Genomic DNA, 19,718 nt, shown 5'->3' on the forward strand with positions numbered 1-19,718 from the left:
GTTGGCCCTACTGTACCAGCCGCTCGGCTGCGCGGTTCAGCACATGCACCACCATGGCGATGGCGTGCGGAACGGTCTTCTTGCCCACGCTGCGGCGGTCGGTGGTGTCGGTCGAGGACAGCACGATGCCGCCATTGGCGTAGGAGTAGGTGCCGCCTTGCGTCAGCAGGCCGCGGATATCCACTGCGTTGGCGGCGAGCGGCATGAAGTCGGCCAGGGCGGCCTTGACCAGCGCCGGGTCGTTGAGGTTCTCGCTGTAATAGTAGTCGTTGACCCAGGTCTCCCAGCCGCTGTGGTTGTGGGCCGAGGTGGTCCAGGTGTGATGCGGCTGCAGCAGGTCGGTGGCGTGCAGCACGAAACCCAGGCTCTGCGCGGTCGGCCGCGACAGGAACTGCTGGAACCAGTACTGGCCGAGGTTATCGATCGGCTGGAACGGCATCTTCTCGAAATCGGCATACATCGACGCGCTGGAATAGCCGCCCAGGCGGTAATGGGCCTCGGTAGCGCCATAGCTGTTGTATTTGCTGCCGTCGCCGAACCAGCCCTTCATGCCGCCGGCGCCGTCGTCGAGGTAGTCGCCATACAGCCACGAGGCTGCCAGCTTGTCGATATCGCCGGCCTGGGTGAGCTTGGCATAGTTGTAGCCGCCGAACGGGTTGCCGTGCACGTCGGCGCCCGCCGTGTGGTTCTGGAAGTGCCAGTACGAGGTGTACTTGACGATACCCGAGCCGAGCCCCCATACCGGCGCCTGCTCGCAGTCGCCGGTGACGGCGCCGCAGATATAGGTGTCGGAAAAATCATCGACGTCATAGGCACCCTGGCCGAGCGCCTGCGCGAACTGGTCGATGGTATAGCCTGCGCGCGTCACGCCAGCCAGCAGCTTGTTGTAGTTCGTCGTGTCGGGGTGATTCTTCATGTACTCGACGGCATCGAGCACGATACGGCGGTGCGTCTCCTGCGCCCAGGCATGGGCAGCGGTGTGAAAGCCAAACATCAGGGCCAGGCCAACAGCCAGTCTTGCTTTCATTACCTCTCTCCTTGGTGTGTGACATCAAGCGTTATCCGCCTGGCCCGCCCCCGCATGGCCTGCATGCAAAGCCAGCCATGTCGGCAATGCCGATGGGGAGGGGCCTGGCGCTTCGGTTTGAACCGAATCTTATTTGTTGTTTTTTACGGCAATAGTACAACTATACGAATATTTTTGAGTCTTTGCTCTATTTTTGTTTCAGGCGTATATGTGCAAACCACGCCGCCCCAACCACCCCACCATGCCCCAATTTGCACGCATCAAGCCCCACGGGCCGTGCAGCACAGCTCCCCGCACCGGTCGGCGCCACGGCCCACGCGAGGCATGGCCGGACAATACGTGTTCTAATGGAGTGGGATGTTTCAACGAGACCGCTTCATGTTCGCTTTCAAACACAAGCCGCGCCTCGAACTCGAAGTGCTGCACCGCCCGGCCGAGGGCCAGGCCAGGCCCACACCGCTGCTGTTCATCCACGGCGCCTATGCCGCCGCCTGGTGTTGGGAGGAGCACTACCTGCCCTATTTCGCCAGCCACGGCTACGAGTGCCATGCGCTGAGCCTGCGTGGCCACGGCGGCAGCGAGGGCCATGAATACCTGGCGTTGACGAGCCTCGACGACTACCTGGCCGATATCGAGCAGGTGATCCGCGATCTGCCGGCACCGCCGGTGCTGATCGGGCATTCGATGGGCGGGCTGCTCGCCCAGCTGTATCTGCAGAAGCACCCGGTGCCGGGCATCGTCCTGCTCGCCTCGGTGCCCCCCGAGGGGCTGATCGGCTCGGCGCTGCAGCTGGGTTTCCGCGAGCCCCAGGCGTTTCTCGAGTTGAACCTGATCCACGCGAGCGACGGCCGCATGGCAACGATCGCCGGCATCCGCCGCACGCTGTTTTCCGATGCGCTGTCGGAGAAGGAGGTGGTCAAGTACCTGATGCGCTTCCAGCCCGAATCGCACCGCGCGGTGCTGGATCTGTCCTTCCTGCCGTTCCGGCCGTCCTACCCGGCGGCCCCGGTGCCGATGCTCGTGCTCGGTGCCGAGAAGGATGGGCTGTTCCCACCCTACATGATCCACGCCACCGCCAGCCGCTTCGGCACGCGCGCCGAGATCTTCCCCGGCATGGCGCACGTGATGATGCTGGAGCCCGACTGGCAGAAGCCGGCCGAGCGCATCCTGGCGTGGCTGCAGCAATTGCCGGCGTGAGCCCGGCACCGCTACGCCTGTTCTTCGCGCTGTGGCCCACGCCGGCGCAGCAAGACACGATGGCCGCCGTCGCCAGCCAGATGCAACGGCAATGCGGCGGCCGGCGTGTGGCGACGCCGCTGCTGCACCTGACGCTGGCCTTCCTCGGCGAAACGGCCCCCGAGCGCGTGACGGAGCTGACCCGGCTGGCCGCCGCCATCGAATTCACCCCCTTCTCGCTGACGCTCACGCGCGCCGGCGTCTGGTCGCGCAGCGGCATCGGCTGGCTGGCGCCGGCGGACATCCCGGCGCCGCTGCAGACATTGGTCGATCAGCTCAACGCGGCGCTCGGCCAGGCGGGCTTCCCGCTCGAGCATCGCCGCTTCAAGCCGCATGTCACCGTGCTGCGTAAGGCCCTGCGCGTGCCGGCAGCGCCATTGGCAGTGGAGATGAGCTGGCCGGTGGCCGGCTTCGCGCTGCTGCAATCGACCCTGGGCCGGGGCGGCCCCGCGTACCGCGTGCTCGCCGCCTGGCCCGGGCAGCCCTAGGCAGGGCTGGGCTTACCGGAGCTGGCCGTGGCAAGCCAGCCGCTCAGCGCATCGGCGGCGCCAAGCAGGGCCGGCGGCAAGGCCGGCCCGAATGCCGCGCCGTCCCAGCGGGCGATGCGGTAGAGCGTCGCGAACGCGTAGTCGGGCGCCGTACTGCCGCTGCCCGCGATCATCTCGGCACCGCGCCGCACGTTGTCGGCCATCCACGCCGGTAGCCTGAGGTGGTAGGGATTGCGCTGGACCTCGCCGACATGACAGGCCAGCGCCGCGATCAGGTCGGCCGTGTCGGCCAGCGAGGTTTCGAGCATCAGGTTCGGGTCAGCGAGCGGGTGCCAGAACTCGGTCTGCGCCGTCAAGCAGGCATGGCCCGAGGCCTGCAGTGCATCGCGCACCAGCCAATGCACGCCGATATGCGTGGCCGAGCCGTCCGCCGCATGCGGGAACACCAGCAGGGCCGGCGCATGGCGGGTGAACACCGCGGCGAGCGCCGCCACCTTGTCCTGCCACGCACTGGCATCGGCGTCGCGGCTCGCCAGGCTGACGCCGCCGAACCCGTCATCGCCGCACACCGCCAGCTCGAAGCCGAGATAATCGCAGGCATGGCGCAGCTCTTGCCGCCGTCCGGCACGGCGCTCGAGCTTGCTACCGAGCGTGATCGCCAGATTGAGCACGCGATAACCCGCCTCGCGCTTGAGGCGCAGGGGCAGCGCACCGACGATGCATTCGTCGTCCGGGTGAGGCGAACAGATCAGGCATAGCGGCGCATCCGGGCTTGCCGGCACGGCGGGCGCCGGGGCCACCCTCTGCGGGAACAAGGGCTGCGCCTGCCCGAGCAGGCCGGCGAATTGCGTGACCAGTTTCAGATAGGGATTCGCTTGGGCAGACATGGGCTCGACGCCGGGCTTTCTTGGTAAGGGTTCGGGATGGTGCTTGCATGGCATATCGCAGCACGGTGGGTGGGTGTCATCCCCCTTCGCCCACCACGGCCGATCGCACTGCGGGCCGCCGCCAGTGGCCGCGCCACATTGTCGCACCCAGGCGGGGTTTTGGGCAGCCGTGCCGATGGGCCAGGATGACTGCGCCAACGGCCCGGCACCGCTCCCCCAGGCGTGTACGGCGCTGAGCGCCCCCGACGCCAGAAGGCATCGTCACTCGATTGGAGCCAGCCCGAGAGGCCTCGTTACAAGCGCATCGCGCCCATCGACCGCAGCTTGCCGTCCACGGATACGGCAGTTTTCACATCCCCTGATCCGGGTACGATCTGCCAGCACCAGCGACTCACCTCAATGGCAACACCGCTCGGCCCCGGAAAACCGAGACCGCATCAGGCAAACGCCGCCTCGATCCAGTTGCTGAACTCGCTGGCCAGGTGCCACTGATGGCCGGTGACCACCTGGGGCAGCATCAGCAACGGAAACTCGACCAGCAGCCTGGCGCGAAACCCCGTGCCTTCATTGCGAAACTGGTGGCGCACCCCGCCGATGGCCCGCCCGCCGCCGGATCGGGCCACGCCCGCGACCTGCAGGGGATAAGCGGGATCGACGGGAGACCGCAGGCTGGACAGGTCCTGATAATCGATGAAGAAACGTGCAGCCAGCGGTGAGCCGCCATTGGTTTCCACCACGTCCTGCACGCCGTTGGCGCCGATCCTGATGAGGTAATGGTCGGGCGTCCCGGCAAGCATCGATCGCTCGTCATTGATGCGGGCCCGCTCGTTCAACCAGTCGACGAACTGCTCCGCCGTGCCGCCAGACATCACCAGCTCCGTGACGCTGAACCGTCTTCGCCCGCACGACAGCGCCGCTGTCAACGTGGCAAGGGGGCCGGACAGGGCCAGCTCCCGCCGCAGTATCCTCATCATGCCCGCCGCCCCCAGCGCCTGTTTGCGTTCGGCCAGTTGCTGGCGCATGCCCGCCAGGTCCCGGCCGGCGGGCTTGACACCCAGTTTCCTGAGGACGACGAGCGCTCGCCGTCTTTCCCATTCGAGCACCCGTGTATACGGAATTTCCGCGCCATTGATGATGGTCTTGATTGCGAGCTTCATCAGAAGCTACCTTTCCGCCAGTTTTGATTCTTCGATAAAAGCAACTATAGTTGCTTTTATTTGTGGCGTAAAAGCATTCCCAACGGAGGTTTCGATGAACGGTAACGAGATGGCGGAGGCCGAGGCGCCAAAGAAAGGCCGGCATCAGGGCGGGCGTTCGGCACGGGTGGTGGCTGCGGTGCATGCGGCCACGCTGGCGCTATTGAACGAGTGCGGATACGAGCGGATGGAGATTCCCGAGATCGCCGAACGGGCTCAGGTCAACAAGACCTCCATCTATCGCCGCTGGCCCAGCAAGATGGAGCTGATGCTCGATGTGGCCCTGGCCTGGATCGGCGAAGCCCTCCCCACCCCGGATACGGGCAGCCTCGAAGGCGACCTCACGGCCCTGCTCGGCAAGCTGACGGCAGTGCTGGCCACGCCGTTTGCCAGGGGGGCGCTGAAAGCGTTGATCGGCCTCGACGAGCGCGCGGCAGCCACGCAGCAGGTGCGCAGTGCGTTCTGGAACGCGCGTTTTGAAGCCGCCGGGATCATCGTCGAGCGCGCCATCCAGCGCGGCGAGCTGCCGTCAGAGACAAACGCCCGACATCTGCTGGAGTTCGCCGCGGCACCGTTGTTTTACCGCACCCTGATCACGGGTGAAGCCACCGTCGAGGCAGATATTGACCGCCTGGCTCGCCAGGCCTGCCTGGCATTTGGCCGGCAACCCGCCAGAAAGCCTTGATCGTTTGCACCCTGAGTCGTATGCGCCCTGTACGAGCGATGGGCACCAGGGTTTGCCGCTGTGCGCCGGGGTGCGCATCGGCTGGCCCGCCGGCAAGGTCGAGTTGATGCGGCGGCCCGGCTGGCGGCAGCGGCCGCAGGCATGGCCGGTAGCGTCAGGCCCCGCCCTTCCAGTTGGCGAGCTTCTGGCGAATATAGGGCAAGGCCGTTTGTGCGGCGCGCTCGCCGGCGCTGACGGCCTGGTACTTCGAATCGAAATCGGCGCTGCCGATGCGCCCGACCGCGGGTCGGATCACGATGTCCGCCTCGCCCAGCTCGGCGGTGCTGATCGTCTGCCCCATGATGTTGGCCGTCTGCAGCAGGATGTCGACGGTGCCGTTGACCGTGGTGTTCTGCGGCTTCGACGAGATGTCGACGGCGATCACGATGTCGGCCCCCATCTGCTTTGCCGCGCGCACCGGCACCGGCGAGGTCAGGCCGCCATCGACATAGTCGCGGCCATTGATGCTGACCGGCTGGAACACGCCCGGCACGCTGCTCGATGCGCGCACCGCCATGCCGGTGTTGCCGCGCCGGAACACGATCATCTGCCCCGAGCGCAGATCGGTGGCCACGGCGGCAAACGGCTTCTGCAACTGCTCGATACTGCGGCCCTTGAGCAGCTTGTTGACGAAGCTCTGCAGCTCCTCGCCCTTGATGAAACCGCGGTTGAAGAAGGTGTAGTCGGCAATGCTGTCGGAGTTGACCTTGCCGATCATGCTCATCATCTCGCTGCCGCTGAGGCCGCCTGCGTACAGGGCGCCGACGACGCTGCCGGCGCTGGTGCCGACGACGATATCGGGCACGATGCCGTTGGCCTCTAGCGTGCGGATCACGCCGATATGGGCGAAGCCCTTGGCCGCGCCGCCGCCGAGCGCCAGTGCGATCTTCGGCTTGGGGATCACGCGAGGCGGCACCGGCTGCTCGGCTGGCGTGGTGGCCTGGATGGGCACGCTGGCGGCCCCGACAGGGGTGCTTGGCGCGGTGGAACAGCCGGCCAGGATGGCAGCGAGGCTCAGTGCGGCGATCAGTAAACGCATGGCGGACGATCAAAAAGGAACGGATTCTAACAAAGCTCTGATGCGATCAGAGCTTGTCAGTTCCGTTAGGCATAGACTATCGTTCAAAGTATAAGCATTAGCCAGGCCGAGACATGACTCTGACCGAACTCCGCTATATCGTTGCCGTCGCCAGGGAGCGCCATTTCGGGCGCGCGGCCGAGGCCTGTTTCGTGAGCCAGCCCACCCTCTCGGTGGCGATTAAAAAGCTCGAAGACGAGCTCGGCGTGATCCTGTTCGAACGCAACAGCGGCGACATCACGATCACCCCCATCGGCACCCACATCGTCGAGCAGGCTCAGCGCGTGCTCGAAGAAACCGCCGTGATCAAGCAGATTGCCGCCCACGGCAAGGATCAGCTGGCGAGCCCGTTGCGCATCGGGGTGATCTTCACCATCGGCCCCTACCTGCTGCCCGACCTGATTCCGGCGCTGCGCCAGCTGGCCCCCAAGATGCAGCTGATCATCGAGGAAAACTACACCGCGCGCCTGGCCGAGCTGCTCAAGCAGGGCGAGGTCGATGTCGCGATCATGTCGCTGCCGTTTGCCGAGCCCGGCATCGTGGTCGAGCCGGTGTACGACGAGGCCTTCCGTGTCGCCATGCCGGTTGGCCATCCGTGGGAGGCTTACGATTCGGTCGATCCGTCCCGGCTATCCGACGAAAACGTGCTGCTGCTGTGCACCGGCAACTGCTTCCGCGACCAGGTGCTGCAGGTCTGCCCGGCGCTCAACCGCTCAGCCTTCGCCGCCGAAGGGCAGCATTCGACACTCGAAGGCAGCTCGCTCGCCACGATCCGCTACATGGTCGCCAGCGGCAGCGGTGTCAGCGTGGTGCCCGCCACCTCGGTCGAGGGCAAGTTCGCCGACGAGCGGCTGCTCAGCGTGCGCCCGTTCAGCGGCGTGAGCCCGACGCGCCGCATCGTGCTGGCCTGGCGCAAGAGCTTCCCGCGTCCAACGGCGATCGCGGCGGTCAGGGAAGCCATCGCCGTCTGTCGCCTGCCCGGCACCGAGCTGCTGGAGGCCGAAACGGCCTGATCGCCCTGCCCGGCGCATCGAGGCCGGGTGGCATAGCCTGCACGAGCCAGCTTCCGGCGAGCAGCGTGCCGGGGTGGCGGCTTCCGCCCCCATTCAAACCGAATACGCGCCACCACCAAGGGCTGGCGGCCACCCCAAGCGGCACGCGGGCCACGCCCGGGCCAAACGGTGGCGCGAAAACCGTATAATCGCGGGGCAGCCGCGGCTGCCCTTTTTCAATCGTTGCCATGCGCCGCTCAAGCGCGCAGGAATCGCCATGTCCCCCATCGTCATCATCGGCAGCGGGCTCGCTGCCTATACCACCGCGCGCGAGTTGCGCAAGCTCGACAAGGAAGCCCCGCTCGCCGTGATCACCCGCGACCACGGCGAGTTCTATTCCAAGCCGATGCTCTCCAACGGCTTTGCCGCCAACAAGACGGCCGATCAGCTGGCCATGAAAACAGCCGAGCAGATGGCGGCCGAGCTCGGCGCACAAGTCCTCACCCGCGTCGAAGTCGAGGCGATCGACAGCGAGTGCCGCGAAGTCCGCTGGGCCGGCCATCATCTCGCCTACAGCAAGCTGGTGCTGGCGCTGGGTGCGGACCAAACCGACCCAGGGCTCGATGGCGACGGTGCGGCCGAGGTGCTGACCGTCAACGACCTCGCCAGCTACCGCCACTGCCGCGCGCTGCTGGCGGATCGGCGCAAGGTCGTCATTCTCGGTGCGGGCCTGATCGGCTGCGAGTTCGCCAACGACTGGCTCAGCGCAGGCATCGACGTCACGTTGGTCGACCCGGCGGGCTGGCCGCTGTCGCGCCTGCTGCCCGAAGCGACCGGGCACTATCTCGCCGGCCGGCTCAGCGACGCGGGCATCCGCTTCCATCTCGGCGCGGCTGCCCGCAGCGTCAGCAAGCATGGGCAGAGCTACAGTGTGCAGCTCGACAATGGCGAGCTACTCGAGGCCGATCTGGTGCTGTCGGCCATCGGCCTGCGCCCGCGCACCGGCCTGGCGCAGGCGGCAGGCCTGCACACCGGGCGCGGCATCATCGTCGACCGCACGCTGCGCACCAGCGCAGACGGTATCTACGCCCTGGGCGACTGCGCCCAGGTGGATGGCCTGACGCTACCCTTTGTGATGCCGTTGATGCAGGCCGCGCGCACACTGGCACAGACCCTGGCCGGCAACCCGACCGAGGTGTGCTATCCGGCGATGCCGGTGGTGGTCAAGACACCGGCCTGCCCGACCACCATCTGCCCACCGCCCGCCGGCGCACGCGGCGAGTGGCGCGAGACGGCGATCGACGGCGGCATGCGCGCGCTGTTTGTCGACGAGGGAGACGCGCCGCTCGGCTATGCCCTGCTTGGCGCCGCCAATGGCGAAAAACAGGCGCTCACCGCGCAGATGCCGTCCTGGCTGTAATGTCAGGCGGGCAAACGCGTATTCATGTCCGATAATGGATGCGTTGGCCCCAGCGCAATCACCTTTAATGAAAATCATTACATCCTGCTTCCTGGCCCTGCTTTGCTCGGCCCCGCCAGCCTTGGCCGATAGTTTCGACCCACGGCTGGCCGACCAGACCTTCGTCGACATGCGTTACAAGCATCGCGACATCGTGCGCCAGTATGCGATGGATTTCGCCGTCTTGCGTTTCGAGAACATCCGTACGGTCGGCGGCGACTGGCATCTCTGGAGCCGGCTGGAGCTCAATGGCGTCAGCACCAACCTGCCCGCTGCCGACAACCGCCTGTCGCAATGGCACACCGGCGCGGGCGACACACTGGCCCACCTGGCACTACTGACCAGCGTCGCGCCAGGCACACGCATAGGCTTCGGCGTGCAGGTCGGCCTGCCGACGGCCAATCGCGACAGCCTCGGCTACGGCCGCTACGTGGTGGCCCCGGCCGCCGCCGTGGAGCAGGACCTGCCGATCGGCGAGCGCGGCTCCTTCGTCGGCATCATCGTGCGCGAGCAATACGATGTCGGCGGCGACACCAGCCGCGGCAAGATCCGCATGGGCATCTACCAGCCCACGCTGCACTACCGGCTACCCGCCGGCTATTTCATCGAGCTCAACCCGGAAGCCCGCTACAACCGGCGCGCCAACGATACCTGGTTCACCTCGATGGCAGTCAGCGCGGGCCGCTACTTCGCCGATCGCAGCGCGCTGCAGTTCTCGTTCGCCAGGCAGACCCAGGACGACTACCTGGTGTTCGAGCGCGAATTCGAATTGCGCTACGCCAAGTGGTTCTGACCCTGCCCGGCCATGCCGCAGCGGCAATATCTGTTTCATGCGCTCCGGCAACTCGCTAGAATACGGCTCGGTTTCCGCCGGCCCGTGGTGGCGTTGCGCAAGATGCGCCGCCGGGCGGCCACGGTTCCGACACATTGCGATTTCGCGCCGCCGGCCGCCTGTCGGGCCTGTCGCCGCCCCCACCCGATGCCGTCTTTCCTAGCATGCGCCTGATCAACAGCCTGATCCGTACCCTCGTCTTCATCGTCCTTGCCGCGGCCATTCTGGCCGGCGGCTGGCTGGCCTATTTCCTCAACACCCCGCTGTCCATCGACGCCTACCCGAAGATTTTCAGCCTGCGCCAGGGCAGCACGCTGAAGGCGGTCAGCCGCCAGCTGGTCAACCAGGGCGTGCTGCCCGAGCCCTGGAGCTTCTGGCTGCTCGCGCGCGCCACCGGCCACGGCAGCGACATCAAGGCCGGCAGCTACCAGCTCACCGAGCCGCTGACACCCATGCTGCTGCTCGACAAGCTGGTGAAGGGCGACTTTCACCTGAGCGTGGTCACCGTGATCGAGGGCTGGACCTTCAAGCAGATGCGCGATGCGCTCGATCGCAACGAAAACCTGCAGCACGACACGCAGGGCATGAGCGAACAGCAGATCCTGCAGAAACTCGGCATCCAGGCCACCCATGCCGAAGGCCTGTTCTTCCCCGACACCTATTTCGCGGCGCTGGGCAGCTCGGACCTGATCATCCTCAAGCAGGCCCACGCGGTGCTCAAACGCCACCTCGACGAAGCCTGGGCCGAACGCGCCGCCGACCTGCCCTATCAAAGCCCCTACGAGGCGCTGATCATGGCCTCGCTGGTGGAAAAGGAAACCGGCCACGAGAGCGACCGGCCGATGATTGCCGGCGTATTCGTCAATCGCCTGAAAAAGGGCATGCGCCTGCAGACCGACCCGGCCGTGATCTATGGCTTGGGTGAGCATTACGACGGCAATCTGCGCAAGGCCGACCTGACGACCGATACGCCCTACAACACCTACACGCGCGCCGGCCTCACGCCGACGCCGATCGCGCTGCCCGGTCTGCACGCGCTGCAGGCCGCACTGAACCCGGCCCGCACCGATGCGCTGTATTTCGTGGCGCGTGGCGACGGCAGCTCCCATTTCTCGGCGACGCTCGACGAGCACAACCGCGCCGTGAACAAGTATATTCGGGGCAAATAGCCCTGGCGGACCCCATCTCATGAGCAATGCCCGTTTCATCACCCTCGAAGGCATCGACGGCGCCGGCAAGAGCACCCATCTGGCGTGGCTGACCGCCTGGTTGCAGGCACGCCGGATCGACCCTGTCGTCACGCGTGAGCCGGGCGGCACCCCGCTCGGCGAGCAGCTGCGCGCCTTGCTGCTGAAAGAACCGATGCACCTCGAAACCGAGGCGCTGCTGATGTTCGCCGCGCGGCGCGAGCACCTCGAACGGGTGATCCAGCCGGCGCTGGCGGCCGGGCGTTGGGTGGTGTCGGACCGCTTCACCGACGCGAGTTTCGCCTATCAGGGCGGCGGCCGCGGCCTGCCTCAGGACAAGCTGGAGCAGCTCGAACACTGGATCGGCGGCATCCAGCCCGACCTGACGCTGCTGTTCGACGTGCCGCTCGCCGTCAGTCAGGCACGCATGGCCGCCTCGCGCGAGCTCGACCGTTTCGAGCAGGAGCAGGCCGACTTCCATGCGCGTGTGCGCTCGGCCTATCTGGCCCGTGCTGCGGCCTACCCGGCGCGCTTCCGCGTGATCGACGCGAGCCGCGACATCGCCGCGATCCAACACGACCTCGCCACGATCATGGAAGGCCTCGCCTGATGCCGCTCTACACCTGGCAACAACAAGACTGGCAGGTCCTCAACGGCACGCACTCACGCTGGCCGCACGCGCTGCTGCTGGCCGGCCAGGCCGGCATCGGCAAGGTCGATTTCGCGCGCGAGCTGGCCCATTCGCTGCTCTGCGAGCAGCCACAACCCGATCACCGCCCCTGCGGCCATTGCGAGGCCTGCACCTGGCTCCGGCAGGGCAATCACCCCGATTTCCGCGAGGTGACGCTCCTGGTCGACGACGAGAGCGACGGCGAAGACGGCAAGAGCAAGAAGGCGCCGACGCAGATCAGCATCAAGCAGGTGCGCGAGCTCACCGATTTCGTCAACGTCAGCTCGCACCGCGGCGGCCATCGCGTCACGCTGCTGCACCCGGCCGAGGCCATGAACGCGGCGGCCGCCAACGCGCTGCTGAAGACACTCGAAGAGCCGCCACCGGGCGCGCTGTTCATCCTCGTCAGCCACCAGCCGCAGCGCCTGCTGCCGACGATCCGCAGCCGCTGCCGCGTATTCGGCCTGAGCCTGCCCGAGCGCACCGAGGCCGAAGCCTGGCTCACCGCACAAGGCGTGAACAACGCCGCGCTGACGCTGGCGCAGGCCGGCTACGCCCCGCTCGCGGCCCTGACGCTCGCCGACGAGGCGATGCAGGCCGAGCGGCGGCAGTTCATCAGCGCGCTCGCGCAGCCGGCCAGGCTCGATCCGCTGCAGCTCGCGGAAAGCTGGCAGAAAACCGACATGACCAAGCTCGTCGACTGGCTGCAGAAATGGTTATATGACCTGCTCAGTTATGAATTGTCCGGCATAATCCGTTATCATCCGGACAGGCAAGCGGACCTGGATCGCCTGGCCAAAACCATCGATCCGCTCCGCCTGGCCGAATTTGACAAGACGCTGGTCGAAGCGCGGCGTTTCGCGCATCACCCACTCAATCCGAAACTCGCGCTCGAACAGCTGTTTTTCGGCTACATTGAAGCGATGACAGGCGTTTGACACAACCATGGCAGAAGACCTGAAACCCTCGGCGGCAGCAGCGCGTTCCGGCGTGCTGTCGCTCAGCATCAAGGAAAAAGCAGCACTGCACGCAGCCTATATGAGCTTTGTGCAAGGCGGCGGCATCTTCATCCCGACCTCGCGCGCCTACAAGATCGGCGACGAGGTATTCATGCTGCTGACGCTGATGGAAGACCCGGCTCGCCTCGCCGTGGCCGGCAAGGTGGTATGGATCACCCCGGCGGGCGCGCAGAACAACCGCACGCAGGGCATCGGCGTGCAGTTCACGCAGAACGAGAACGGCATCACCGCCCGCAACAAGATCGAGGGATTGCTCGGCAGCGCGCTGCAGTCGAACCGCCCGACCCACACGCTGTAAACCGACCTATCGAGAACACGGGCCGTTGCCGGTCGCCACCGACAACGGCCCTTTTGCTGTAAAGCCCGACTGATGCAGTTTATCGACTCACATTGCCACATCAATTTCCCGGAGCTCGCAGCCCAGGCTGACCAGCTGCAGCAGCAGATGGCGCAGAACCAGGTGACGCACGCGCTATGCGTATCGGTCAACCTGCCCGAGCTGCCCAGCGTGCTGGCCATGGCCGAGCGCTACGGCAATGTCTATGCCTCGGTCGGCGTGCACCCCGATTATGAAGACACCGCCGAGCCGAGTGTCGAGCAGCTGGTCGAGCTGGCGCGCCACCCGCGCTGCGTGGCGATCGGCGAAACCGGGCTCGACTACTATCGTCTCGAAGGCGATCTCGAATGGCAGCGCGAGCGCTTCCGCACCCATATCCGCGCGGCGCGCCAGAGCAAGCTGCCGCTGATCATCCACACGCGCTCGGCGGCCGACGATACGCTGCGCATCATGCGCGAAGAACAGGCGGCCGACGTCGGCGGCGTCATGCATTGCTTCACCGAGAGCTGGGCCGTGGCCGAGGCTGCCATCGAGCAGAATTTCTACATCTCGTTCTCGGGCATCGTCACCTTCAAGAATGCCGTCGAGCTGAAGGACGTCGCCCGCCGCGTGCCGCTCGAACGCATGCTGATCGAGACCGACGCGCCCTATCTGGCCCCCGTGCCGTTCCGCGGCAAGATGAATCATCCCGCGCTGGTGCGCCATGTGGCCGAACATATCGCCGACCTGCGCGGCGTGAGCGTGGAAAGCATCGCCCAGGCGACGACGGATAATTTCTACCGCCTGTTCCAGCGGGCGCAACACTGACATGGAAGTGCTGATCCTCGGCAGCGGCTCCAGCGCCGGCACCCCCGTCATCGGCTGCCAGTGCGGGACCTGCACCTCGGACAACCCACGCAACAGACGTTCGCGCGCCTCGGCGCTGGTCACCGTCAACGGCCGCACGCTGCTGATCGACACCGGCCCCGACCTGCGTCAGCAGGCGCTGCGCGAAGGCATCGGCCGCGTCGACGCGGTGCTCTACACCCACCCGCATGCCGACCACCTGAACGGCATCGACGATCTGCGCGCCTTCTGCTTCCATCAGCGGGCGGCGATTCCGATCTACGGCAATCCGTTCACGCTGGCCGATATCCAGAATCGCTTCTCCTACTGTTTCTTTCCGCCTTCGAACTACTGGGACAAGCCCGTGCTCGACGCACGCCCGGTCGAAGGCCCATTTGAATTCCACGGGATCGAGATCACCCCTCTCACCGTCCTGCATGGCAAATGGCCGATCTACGGTTACCGTATCGGCAATTTCGCCTACATCACCGATGTCTCCGAGATACCCTCCGAGACCTGGCCGCAGCTGCGCGGCCTCGACGTGCTATTCCTCGACTGTCTGCGCCGCGTGCCCCACCCTACGCACTTCGGCTTCGATCAGGCGGTCGATCACGCAAAACGCATTGGCGCAAGCCTTACCTACCTGATCCACATGACCCATGAGCTGGAATATTCAGCCATGTCGGCCGCCCTGCCGGACAGCATCCGCGTGGGCTACGACGGTCTGCGGGTCACCCTCTGACGAACGGCACACCGCCCACGACGGGCTAGGCCCGGCTCGCGCCCAGGCGCGACCGGGAAGCCCGCGTGTTCGTCCACGACACAACAGCCTAAGCTAATGTCGCCTTTTCGATTGGTCGACATCAGTCCAACGCATATAATGACCAACGATTGCTGCAATGCAACATTGGGAGAGCACATTGTGAGCACCAACGCTGATTCATCTCTACACCGCATCGTCATCGTCGGCGGCGGCGCCGGCGGGCTGGAACTGGCTGTCCGCCTCGGCGACAAGCTGGGCCAGAAAAAGAAGGCGCAGATCACCCTGGTCGATGCCGCCCGCACCCACCTGTGGAAGCCGCTATTACACCAGGTAGCCGCCGGTACCATGGACAGCCACGCCGACGAGCTCGAATATCTCGCACTCGCGCGCTGGCACAGCTTCACCTTCCGCCTCGGCCGCATGGACGGCCTCGATCGGGCCAGGAAGGAAATCTCGATCGCGCCCACGCTCGACGAGAACGGCGAGGAGCTGCTGCCGGGCCAGACCCTGCCCTACGACACGCTGGTGATGGCCATCGGCAGCCAGACCAACGACTTCGGCACGCCCGGCGCGCAGGACAACTCGATCATGCTGGACTCCTCGGCCGCCGCCGAGCGCTTCCACCAGAAGCTGATCAACGCCTGCATCCGCGCCCAGGCCACGCAGAAGGCCATGGGCGAAGGCCGTTTCACTGTCACCATCATCGGCGGCGGTGCCACGGGGGTCGAGCTATCGGCCGAGCTGCACATGACGACGAAGATCCTGACGAGCTATGGTCTGACCAATATCCACCCGGAGAAAGACCTCAAGATCGTCATCGTCGATGCCTCGCCGCGCCTGCTGCCGGCATTGCCCGAGCGCATCTCGTCGGCCGTGGCGCTGGAATTGCGCAAGATCGGCGTGGAGATCCATACCAACGAGAAGGTGGTCGAGGTCTCCCGGCAAGGCGTGCAGATGGCCAGCGGCAAGTTCATCCCGAGCGGGCTGGTGGTGTGGGCCGCGGGCATCAAGGCACCGGATTTCCTCAAGGAGATCGACGGCCTGGAAACCAACCGCATGAACCAGCTGGTGGTGCACCGCACCCTGCAGACCACGCGCGACCCGACGATCTTCGCCATGGGCGACTGCGCCGCCTGCCCGCAGGGGGAAGGCAAGCCTTTCGTGCCACCGCGCGCGCAATCGGCACACCAGCAGGCCACTATGATGGCGAAAACCATCACCAACCTGCTGGCCGGCAAGGCCCTGCCCGAGTTCACCTACCAGGATTACGGTTCGCTCGTCTCGCTCGGCGAATACAGCACGGTCGGCGCCCTGATGGGCGGGCTCACCCGCGGCAGCCTGTTCGTCGAGGGCCTGTTCGCCAAGCTGATGTACTGGTCGCTGCACAAGAAGCACCAGGTGGCGATCAACGGCTGGTTCCGCACCTGGCTGTCGACCTGGGTCGAGACCATCGCCCGCGTGCGCGACCCGCGCATCAAGCTGCACTGACACCCGCCGCCAGCAGCATGAAGGCCACCCCAAGGGGTGGCCTTCTGTTCATCCGGGCCAGGGCAACGCTCGCGCGTCACCGGCCAGGCTGCCGCCTGTCGTAAGGACGGCTACCCCAGGCGCTCCGGCCCCCTGCAGCGCCATCAGGCCAGCCCACCTGCCACGGAGCGAAAGCCTGGCTCAGGCCCGCGCCCAATCGCTGATGGCGCAGATATCGGCGGGTGTCGTGCGGCAGCATCCGCCGATCAAGGTCGCGCCCGCCGCCTGCCATGTCCGTGCGGCCGCGGCAAACGTCTCGGGCTCGGCCGTGCCCGACCATTGCTTGCTGGCCGGGTCGTATTGCTCACCGGAGTTGGGATAGGCGAGCAAGGGCTTGGACGTCGCCGGGCGGGCCGCCTGCAGCAGCGCTGCGGCATGGCGCGGCGAGGTGCAGTTGAGGCCAATGGCGGCGATCTGTGGGAAGGCATCGAGCTCGGCCACGCTCTCGGCAAATTCGTCGCCCTCGCAGATATGGGCATCGTCGCAGCAGGAAAAGCTCAGCCATGCGCAGGCCCCGGGGAATTCGCTCGCCAGCAGCCTGGCAATCGCCCTTGCCTCGACCCGGCTGGGAATGGTTTCGCAGGCCAGGCAATCCGCCCCGGCCGCCAGTAGCACGCGGATGCGTTCACGGTGGAAAGCCATCAGCTCGTCTTCGCTCAGCCCATATTGCCCACGGTATTCGGCACCGTTGGCCAGCATCGCGCCATACGGCCCGACCGACGCCGCCACCAGCGGCTGCGCCCGGCCCCGTTCGCCGGCATGCGCCGCCCAGAACGCATCGCGCGCGGCCACCGCCAGCTCGACCGAGCGGCGCATCAGCACGGCCGACTGTACCGCGTCAAAGCCACGCCTGGCGAAGCCCTCAAATGTTGCCTGGTAGCTTGCCGTGGTCGCCACGTCAGCGCCGGCCAGGAAATAGTCGTGGTGCCCCTGCTGGATCAGCGCGGGCTGCTCGATCAGCACCCTGGCCGACCACAGCGGGTCAGCCAGATCGGCGCCGCGTTTTTCGAGCTCGGTCGCCAGCGCGCCGTCGAGAATCAGCACGGGCTGGCGGGCAAGAATTGCGGAAATGGGATTGGACATGGCAGCAGCCCGACACAGCGATCTGACTAGTGTAACCCAGCCCGGCTCAGCGTACGCGGGCGCGGGACAGCCGCAGACGGGCAACAAAAAGGCGGCCATCCGGCCGCCCTGCCGTGATTTGCCTGTACCGTCGCCGGCAGCAGGCTCGGCTCAGCGCGCCAGCTTGCCCGGGATGCGCGGCGTAGCGACGTTCACATCGCCGCATTGGGCGCGGTGGCGCAAGGCATGGTCGATCAGCACCAGCGCCAGCATCGCCTCGGCAATCGGTGTAGCGCGGATGCCGACGCAAGGATCGTGGCGGCCCGTGGTCTGCATCATCACCGAGTTGCCGGCCTTGTCGATCGAGCGGCGCTCCTGCGGGATGCTGGAAGTCGGCTTGACGGCGAGGCTGACCGTGATGTCCTGGCCGGTGGAGATGCCGCCCAGCACACCGCCTGCATGGTTGCTGGCGAAGCCCTCGGGCGTCAGCTCGTCGCAGTGCTCCGAGCCGCGCTGGGCGATGCTGGCAAAGCCCACGCCGATCTCCACGCCCTTGACGGCATTGATGTTCATCATCGCGTAGGCGATATCGGCGTCGAGACGGTCGTACACCGGCTCACCCCAGCCCACCGGCACGTTCTCGGCGACGACCTCGATGCGCGCGCCGATCGAATCGCGCGCGGCGCGGATCTCGTCCATATAGCTTTCGAGCTGCGGCACGACATCGTTGTTCGGTGCGAAGAACGGGTTGGTCGGCACATCGTCCCAGCTCTTGAACGGCACCTGCACGGTGCCGACCTGGCTCATGTAGCCACGGATGACGACGCCGTACTTCTCCTTGAGCCACTTCTTGGCGATGGCGCCGGCGGCCACGCGCACGGCGGTTTCACGCGCACTGGAACGGCCACCACCGCGGTAATCGCGGATGCCGTACTTGTGCCAGTAGGTGTAGTCGGCATGGCCGGGGCGGAAGGTCTCGGCGATCTTGCCGTAGTCCTGGCTGCGCTGGTCAGTGTTGCGGATCAGGAGCGCGATCGGCGTGCCGGTGGTCTTGCCTTCGAACACGCCGGAGAGGATCTCGACCTTGTCCTCTTCCTTGCGCTGGGTGACATGGCGCGAGGTACCGGGCTTGCGGCGGTCGAGTTCGAGCTGGATGTCGGCCTCGCTGATCGCCAGCCCCGGCGGGCAACCGTCGACAATGCAGCCGATGCCCGGCCCGTGGCTTTCGCCGAAACTGGTGACGGTGAACAACAAGCCCAGGGTATTGCCCGACATACCGATTCTCCTGCTGAGGCCGTCACGGCTGCCCGTGACGGTCCGAAAATCCCGAAAAGACCGCGATTTTACCACAGCATGACAGGCGCTCCGGGCCGCGATCACATGGCGGCCAGGCGGGCCGGTGGTGACAAGATATGGTCGGATTGAGCCATGCGCTGCGAGGTATAGCGTCCATCGCTATATCAAATGACTGTTGAAATAGCTTTTTTGCATGAGGATAGAAGCAATTCGTCTAGCAAATGTTTGTTGCAGCGCAAACACAATGAATTGACAGCAGGTATAATTCCACCACTTTTTCCCGCATGATCATTCGGTTGGATTTATGTCGAACTTTGCTCAAGAACGCGTACTCAGCGTACACCACTGGAACGATACCCTGTTCAGCTTCAAGACCACGCGCGACCCCGGCTTGCGCTTCCGCAACGGCCAGTTCGTGATGATTGGTCTGCAGGTCGAAGGCCGCCCGCTGATGCGCGCCTACAGCATCGCCAGCGCAAATCATGAAGAAGAACTCGAGTTCTTCAGCATCAAGGTGCAGAACGGCCCGCTCACCTCGCGCCTGCAACACCTGAAGGAAGGCGACGAGATCATGGTGAGCCGCAAGCCCACCGGCACGCTCGTGCTCGACGACCTGCTGCCCGGCAAGCACCTCTACCTGTTCGGTACCGGCACCGGCCTGGCACCGTTCATGAGCCTGATCAAGGATCCGGAAGCCTACGAGCGCTTCGACAAGATCATCCTGTTCCACGGCGTGCGCACCGTCAGCGAGCTCGCCTACCAGGACTACATCACCAAGGAACTGGCAAACGACGAGTTCTTCGGCGAGATGATCCGCGACAAGCTGATCTACTACCCGACCGTGACACGCGAGCCGTTCCGCAACCAGGGCCGCCTGACCGATCTCGTCGAATCGGGCAAGCTGTTCACCGACATCGGCCTGCCGCCGCTGAACCCGGAAACCGACCGCGCCATGCTGTGCGGCAGCCCGGCCATGCTGAAGGACACCTGCGACCTGCTCGATGCACGTGGCTTCAAGGTATCGCCGCGCATCGGCGAGCCGGGCGACTACGTGATCGAACGCGCCTTCGTCGAGAAATAAGACGAGCGTATCCGCTCAGTGACGAAAAGCCG

General features: G+C 65.7%; 20 protein-coding genes. 14 read left to right on the forward strand and 6 right to left on the reverse strand.

Going from position 1 to position 19,718, the window contains the following annotated elements; all coding sequences use genetic code 11:
- Positions 1–7 precede the first annotated feature (7 nt).
- Positions 8–1,027 (reverse strand): phospholipase, encoded by a 1,020-nt coding sequence (locus ABWL39_RS03415; RefSeq protein WP_367787174.1) that lies wholly within the window; start codon positions 1,025–1,027, stop codon positions 8–10.
- Between the two features lie 378 nt (positions 1,028–1,405).
- Here ABWL39_RS03415 and ABWL39_RS03420 point away from each other — a divergent pair, with 378 nt between their 5' ends.
- Both ABWL39_RS03420 and thpR read left to right on the forward strand, forming a co-directional pair.
- Positions 1,406–2,224, forward strand: coding sequence for an alpha/beta hydrolase (locus tag ABWL39_RS03420; protein WP_367787176.1), 819 nt, complete (start codon positions 1,406–1,408; stop codon positions 2,222–2,224).
- The gene (gene thpR, locus ABWL39_RS03425) at positions 2,200–2,751 is read left to right on the forward strand and encodes an RNA 2',3'-cyclic phosphodiesterase (protein WP_367787178.1); all 552 of its coding nucleotides are present in this window, start codon (positions 2,200–2,202) and stop codon (positions 2,749–2,751) included. The genes ABWL39_RS03420 and thpR overlap by 25 nt, the downstream gene beginning before the upstream one ends.
- Here the strand turns inward: thpR and ABWL39_RS03430 are convergent.
- Positions 2,748–3,638, reverse strand: coding sequence for a PIG-L deacetylase family protein (locus ABWL39_RS03430; protein WP_367787180.1), 891 nt, complete (start codon positions 3,636–3,638; stop codon positions 2,748–2,750). The genes thpR and ABWL39_RS03430 overlap by 4 nt on opposite strands.
- A gap of 437 nt (positions 3,639–4,075) precedes the next feature.
- Positions 4,076–4,795: a hypothetical protein gene (locus ABWL39_RS03435; protein ID WP_367787182.1), complete on the reverse strand. Its 720-nt coding sequence runs from the start codon at positions 4,793–4,795 to the stop codon at positions 4,076–4,078.
- On the opposite strand from ABWL39_RS03435, the gene ABWL39_RS03440 reads away from it, so the two are divergent.
- Entirely contained in the window at positions 4,770–5,519 is a 750-nt protein-coding gene (locus ABWL39_RS03440) for a TetR/AcrR family transcriptional regulator (protein WP_367787184.1), read from the forward strand. The genes ABWL39_RS03435 and ABWL39_RS03440 overlap by 26 nt on opposite strands.
- Positions 5,520–5,673: 154 nt before the next feature.
- On the opposite strand, the gene ABWL39_RS03445 is transcribed toward ABWL39_RS03440, so the two are convergent.
- Positions 5,674–6,597, reverse strand: a complete 924-nt coding sequence (locus ABWL39_RS03445; RefSeq protein WP_367787185.1) for a patatin-like phospholipase family protein — start codon at positions 6,595–6,597, stop codon at positions 5,674–5,676.
- Between the two features lie 113 nt (positions 6,598–6,710).
- On the opposite strand from ABWL39_RS03445, the gene ABWL39_RS03450 reads away from it, so the two are divergent.
- The 10 genes from ABWL39_RS03450 (at position 6,711) to ABWL39_RS03495 (ending at position 16,208) form a co-directional block, all read left to right on the forward strand.
- On the forward strand, positions 6,711–7,649 hold the full coding sequence (locus ABWL39_RS03450; RefSeq protein WP_367787187.1) for a LysR substrate-binding domain-containing protein: 939 nt from the start codon (positions 6,711–6,713) through the stop codon (positions 7,647–7,649).
- A gap of 256 nt (positions 7,650–7,905) precedes the next feature.
- Entirely contained in the window at positions 7,906–9,048 is a 1,143-nt protein-coding gene (locus tag ABWL39_RS03455) for an NAD(P)/FAD-dependent oxidoreductase (protein WP_367787189.1), read from the forward strand.
- Between the two features lie 67 nt (positions 9,049–9,115).
- The gene (locus ABWL39_RS03460; RefSeq protein WP_367787190.1) at positions 9,116–9,880 is read left to right on the forward strand and encodes a hypothetical protein; all 765 of its coding nucleotides are present in this window, start codon (positions 9,116–9,118) and stop codon (positions 9,878–9,880) included.
- A 203-nt stretch (positions 9,881–10,083) separates the two neighbouring features.
- Positions 10,084–11,088 (forward strand): endolytic transglycosylase MltG, encoded by a 1,005-nt coding sequence (gene mltG / locus ABWL39_RS03465; protein ID WP_367787600.1) that lies wholly within the window; start codon positions 10,084–10,086, stop codon positions 11,086–11,088.
- 19 nt (positions 11,089–11,107) lie between these two features.
- A complete protein-coding gene (tmk, locus tag ABWL39_RS03470; protein ID WP_367787192.1) occupies positions 11,108–11,716 on the forward strand; it encodes a dTMP kinase in 609 nt (202 codons plus the stop codon).
- A complete protein-coding gene (gene holB / locus ABWL39_RS03475) occupies positions 11,716–12,714 on the forward strand; it encodes a DNA polymerase III subunit delta' (RefSeq protein ID WP_367787193.1) in 999 nt (332 codons plus the stop codon). The genes tmk and holB overlap by 1 nt, the downstream gene beginning before the upstream one ends.
- Before the next feature lie 7 nt (positions 12,715–12,721).
- On the forward strand, positions 12,722–13,093 hold the full coding sequence (locus tag ABWL39_RS03480; RefSeq protein WP_367787195.1) for a PilZ domain-containing protein: 372 nt from the start codon (positions 12,722–12,724) through the stop codon (positions 13,091–13,093).
- A 72-nt stretch (positions 13,094–13,165) separates the two neighbouring features.
- Positions 13,166–13,939 carry a TatD family hydrolase gene (locus ABWL39_RS03485; protein ID WP_367787197.1) on the forward strand — a complete coding sequence of 258 codons (774 nt, stop codon included), beginning with the start codon at positions 13,166–13,168 and terminating at the stop codon, positions 13,937–13,939.
- A gap of 1 nt (position 13,940) precedes the next feature.
- Positions 13,941–14,699: an MBL fold metallo-hydrolase gene (locus tag ABWL39_RS03490; RefSeq protein WP_367787199.1), complete on the forward strand. Its 759-nt coding sequence runs from the start codon at positions 13,941–13,943 to the stop codon at positions 14,697–14,699.
- Positions 14,700–14,879: 180 nt separating this feature from the next.
- Positions 14,880–16,208: an NAD(P)/FAD-dependent oxidoreductase gene (locus ABWL39_RS03495; protein WP_367787201.1), complete on the forward strand. Its 1,329-nt coding sequence runs from the start codon at positions 14,880–14,882 to the stop codon at positions 16,206–16,208.
- Positions 16,209–16,388: 180 nt separating this feature from the next.
- Here the strand turns inward: ABWL39_RS03495 and mmuM are convergent, their stop codons facing one another.
- On the reverse strand, positions 16,389–17,330 hold the full coding sequence (gene mmuM / locus ABWL39_RS03500) for a homocysteine S-methyltransferase (RefSeq protein WP_367787203.1): 942 nt from the start codon (positions 17,328–17,330) through the stop codon (positions 16,389–16,391).
- A 150-nt stretch (positions 17,331–17,480) separates the two neighbouring features.
- A complete protein-coding gene (aroC, locus tag ABWL39_RS03505; RefSeq protein WP_367787205.1) occupies positions 17,481–18,584 on the reverse strand; it encodes a chorismate synthase in 1,104 nt (367 codons plus the stop codon).
- A 325-nt stretch (positions 18,585–18,909) separates the two neighbouring features.
- Between aroC and ABWL39_RS03510 the strand changes: the two genes are divergently transcribed.
- Entirely contained in the window at positions 18,910–19,686 is a 777-nt protein-coding gene (locus ABWL39_RS03510; RefSeq protein ID WP_367787207.1) for a ferredoxin--NADP reductase, read from the forward strand.
- The last annotated feature ends 32 nt before the right edge of the window (positions 19,687–19,718 follow it).

The sequence above is a fragment of the Chitinivorax sp. PXF-14 genome, from assembly GCF_040812015.1.
GTDB lineage: Bacteria > Pseudomonadota > Gammaproteobacteria > Burkholderiales > SCOH01 > JBFNXJ01.

Coding starts and splice junctions, on each gene's coding strand:
- ABWL39_RS03415 (WP_367787174.1), bottom strand. CDS start 1,027: ATGAAAGCAAGACTGGCTGTTGGCCTGGCCCTGATGTTTGGCTTTCAC.
- ABWL39_RS03420 (WP_367787176.1), top strand. CDS start 1,406: ATGTTCGCTTTCAAACACAAGCCGCGCCTCGAACTCGAAGTGCTGCAC.
- ABWL39_RS03430 (WP_367787180.1), bottom strand. CDS start 3,638: ATGTCTGCCCAAGCGAATCCCTATCTGAAACTGGTCACGCAATTCGCC.
- ABWL39_RS03440 (WP_367787184.1), top strand. CDS start 4,770: ATGATGGTCTTGATTGCGAGCTTCATCAGAAGCTACCTTTCCGCCAGT.
- ABWL39_RS03435 (WP_367787182.1), bottom strand. CDS start 4,795: ATGAAGCTCGCAATCAAGACCATCATCAATGGCGCGGAAATTCCGTAT.
- ABWL39_RS03445 (WP_367787185.1), bottom strand. CDS start 6,597: ATGCGTTTACTGATCGCCGCACTGAGCCTCGCTGCCATCCTGGCCGGC.
- ABWL39_RS03450 (WP_367787187.1), top strand. CDS start 6,711: ATGACTCTGACCGAACTCCGCTATATCGTTGCCGTCGCCAGGGAGCGC.
- ABWL39_RS03455 (WP_367787189.1), top strand. CDS start 7,906: ATGTCCCCCATCGTCATCATCGGCAGCGGGCTCGCTGCCTATACCACC.
- ABWL39_RS03460 (WP_367787190.1), top strand. CDS start 9,116: ATGAAAATCATTACATCCTGCTTCCTGGCCCTGCTTTGCTCGGCCCCG.
- mltG (WP_367787600.1), top strand. CDS start 10,084: ATGCGCCTGATCAACAGCCTGATCCGTACCCTCGTCTTCATCGTCCTT.
- tmk (WP_367787192.1), top strand. CDS start 11,108: ATGAGCAATGCCCGTTTCATCACCCTCGAAGGCATCGACGGCGCCGGC.
- holB (WP_367787193.1), top strand. CDS start 11,716: ATGCCGCTCTACACCTGGCAACAACAAGACTGGCAGGTCCTCAACGGC.
- ABWL39_RS03480 (WP_367787195.1), top strand. CDS start 12,722: ATGGCAGAAGACCTGAAACCCTCGGCGGCAGCAGCGCGTTCCGGCGTG.
- ABWL39_RS03485 (WP_367787197.1), top strand. CDS start 13,166: ATGCAGTTTATCGACTCACATTGCCACATCAATTTCCCGGAGCTCGCA.
- ABWL39_RS03490 (WP_367787199.1), top strand. CDS start 13,941: ATGGAAGTGCTGATCCTCGGCAGCGGCTCCAGCGCCGGCACCCCCGTC.
- mmuM (WP_367787203.1), bottom strand. CDS start 17,330: ATGTCCAATCCCATTTCCGCAATTCTTGCCCGCCAGCCCGTGCTGATT.
- aroC (WP_367787205.1), bottom strand. CDS start 18,584: ATGTCGGGCAATACCCTGGGCTTGTTGTTCACCGTCACCAGTTTCGGC.
- ABWL39_RS03510 (WP_367787207.1), top strand. CDS start 18,910: ATGTCGAACTTTGCTCAAGAACGCGTACTCAGCGTACACCACTGGAAC.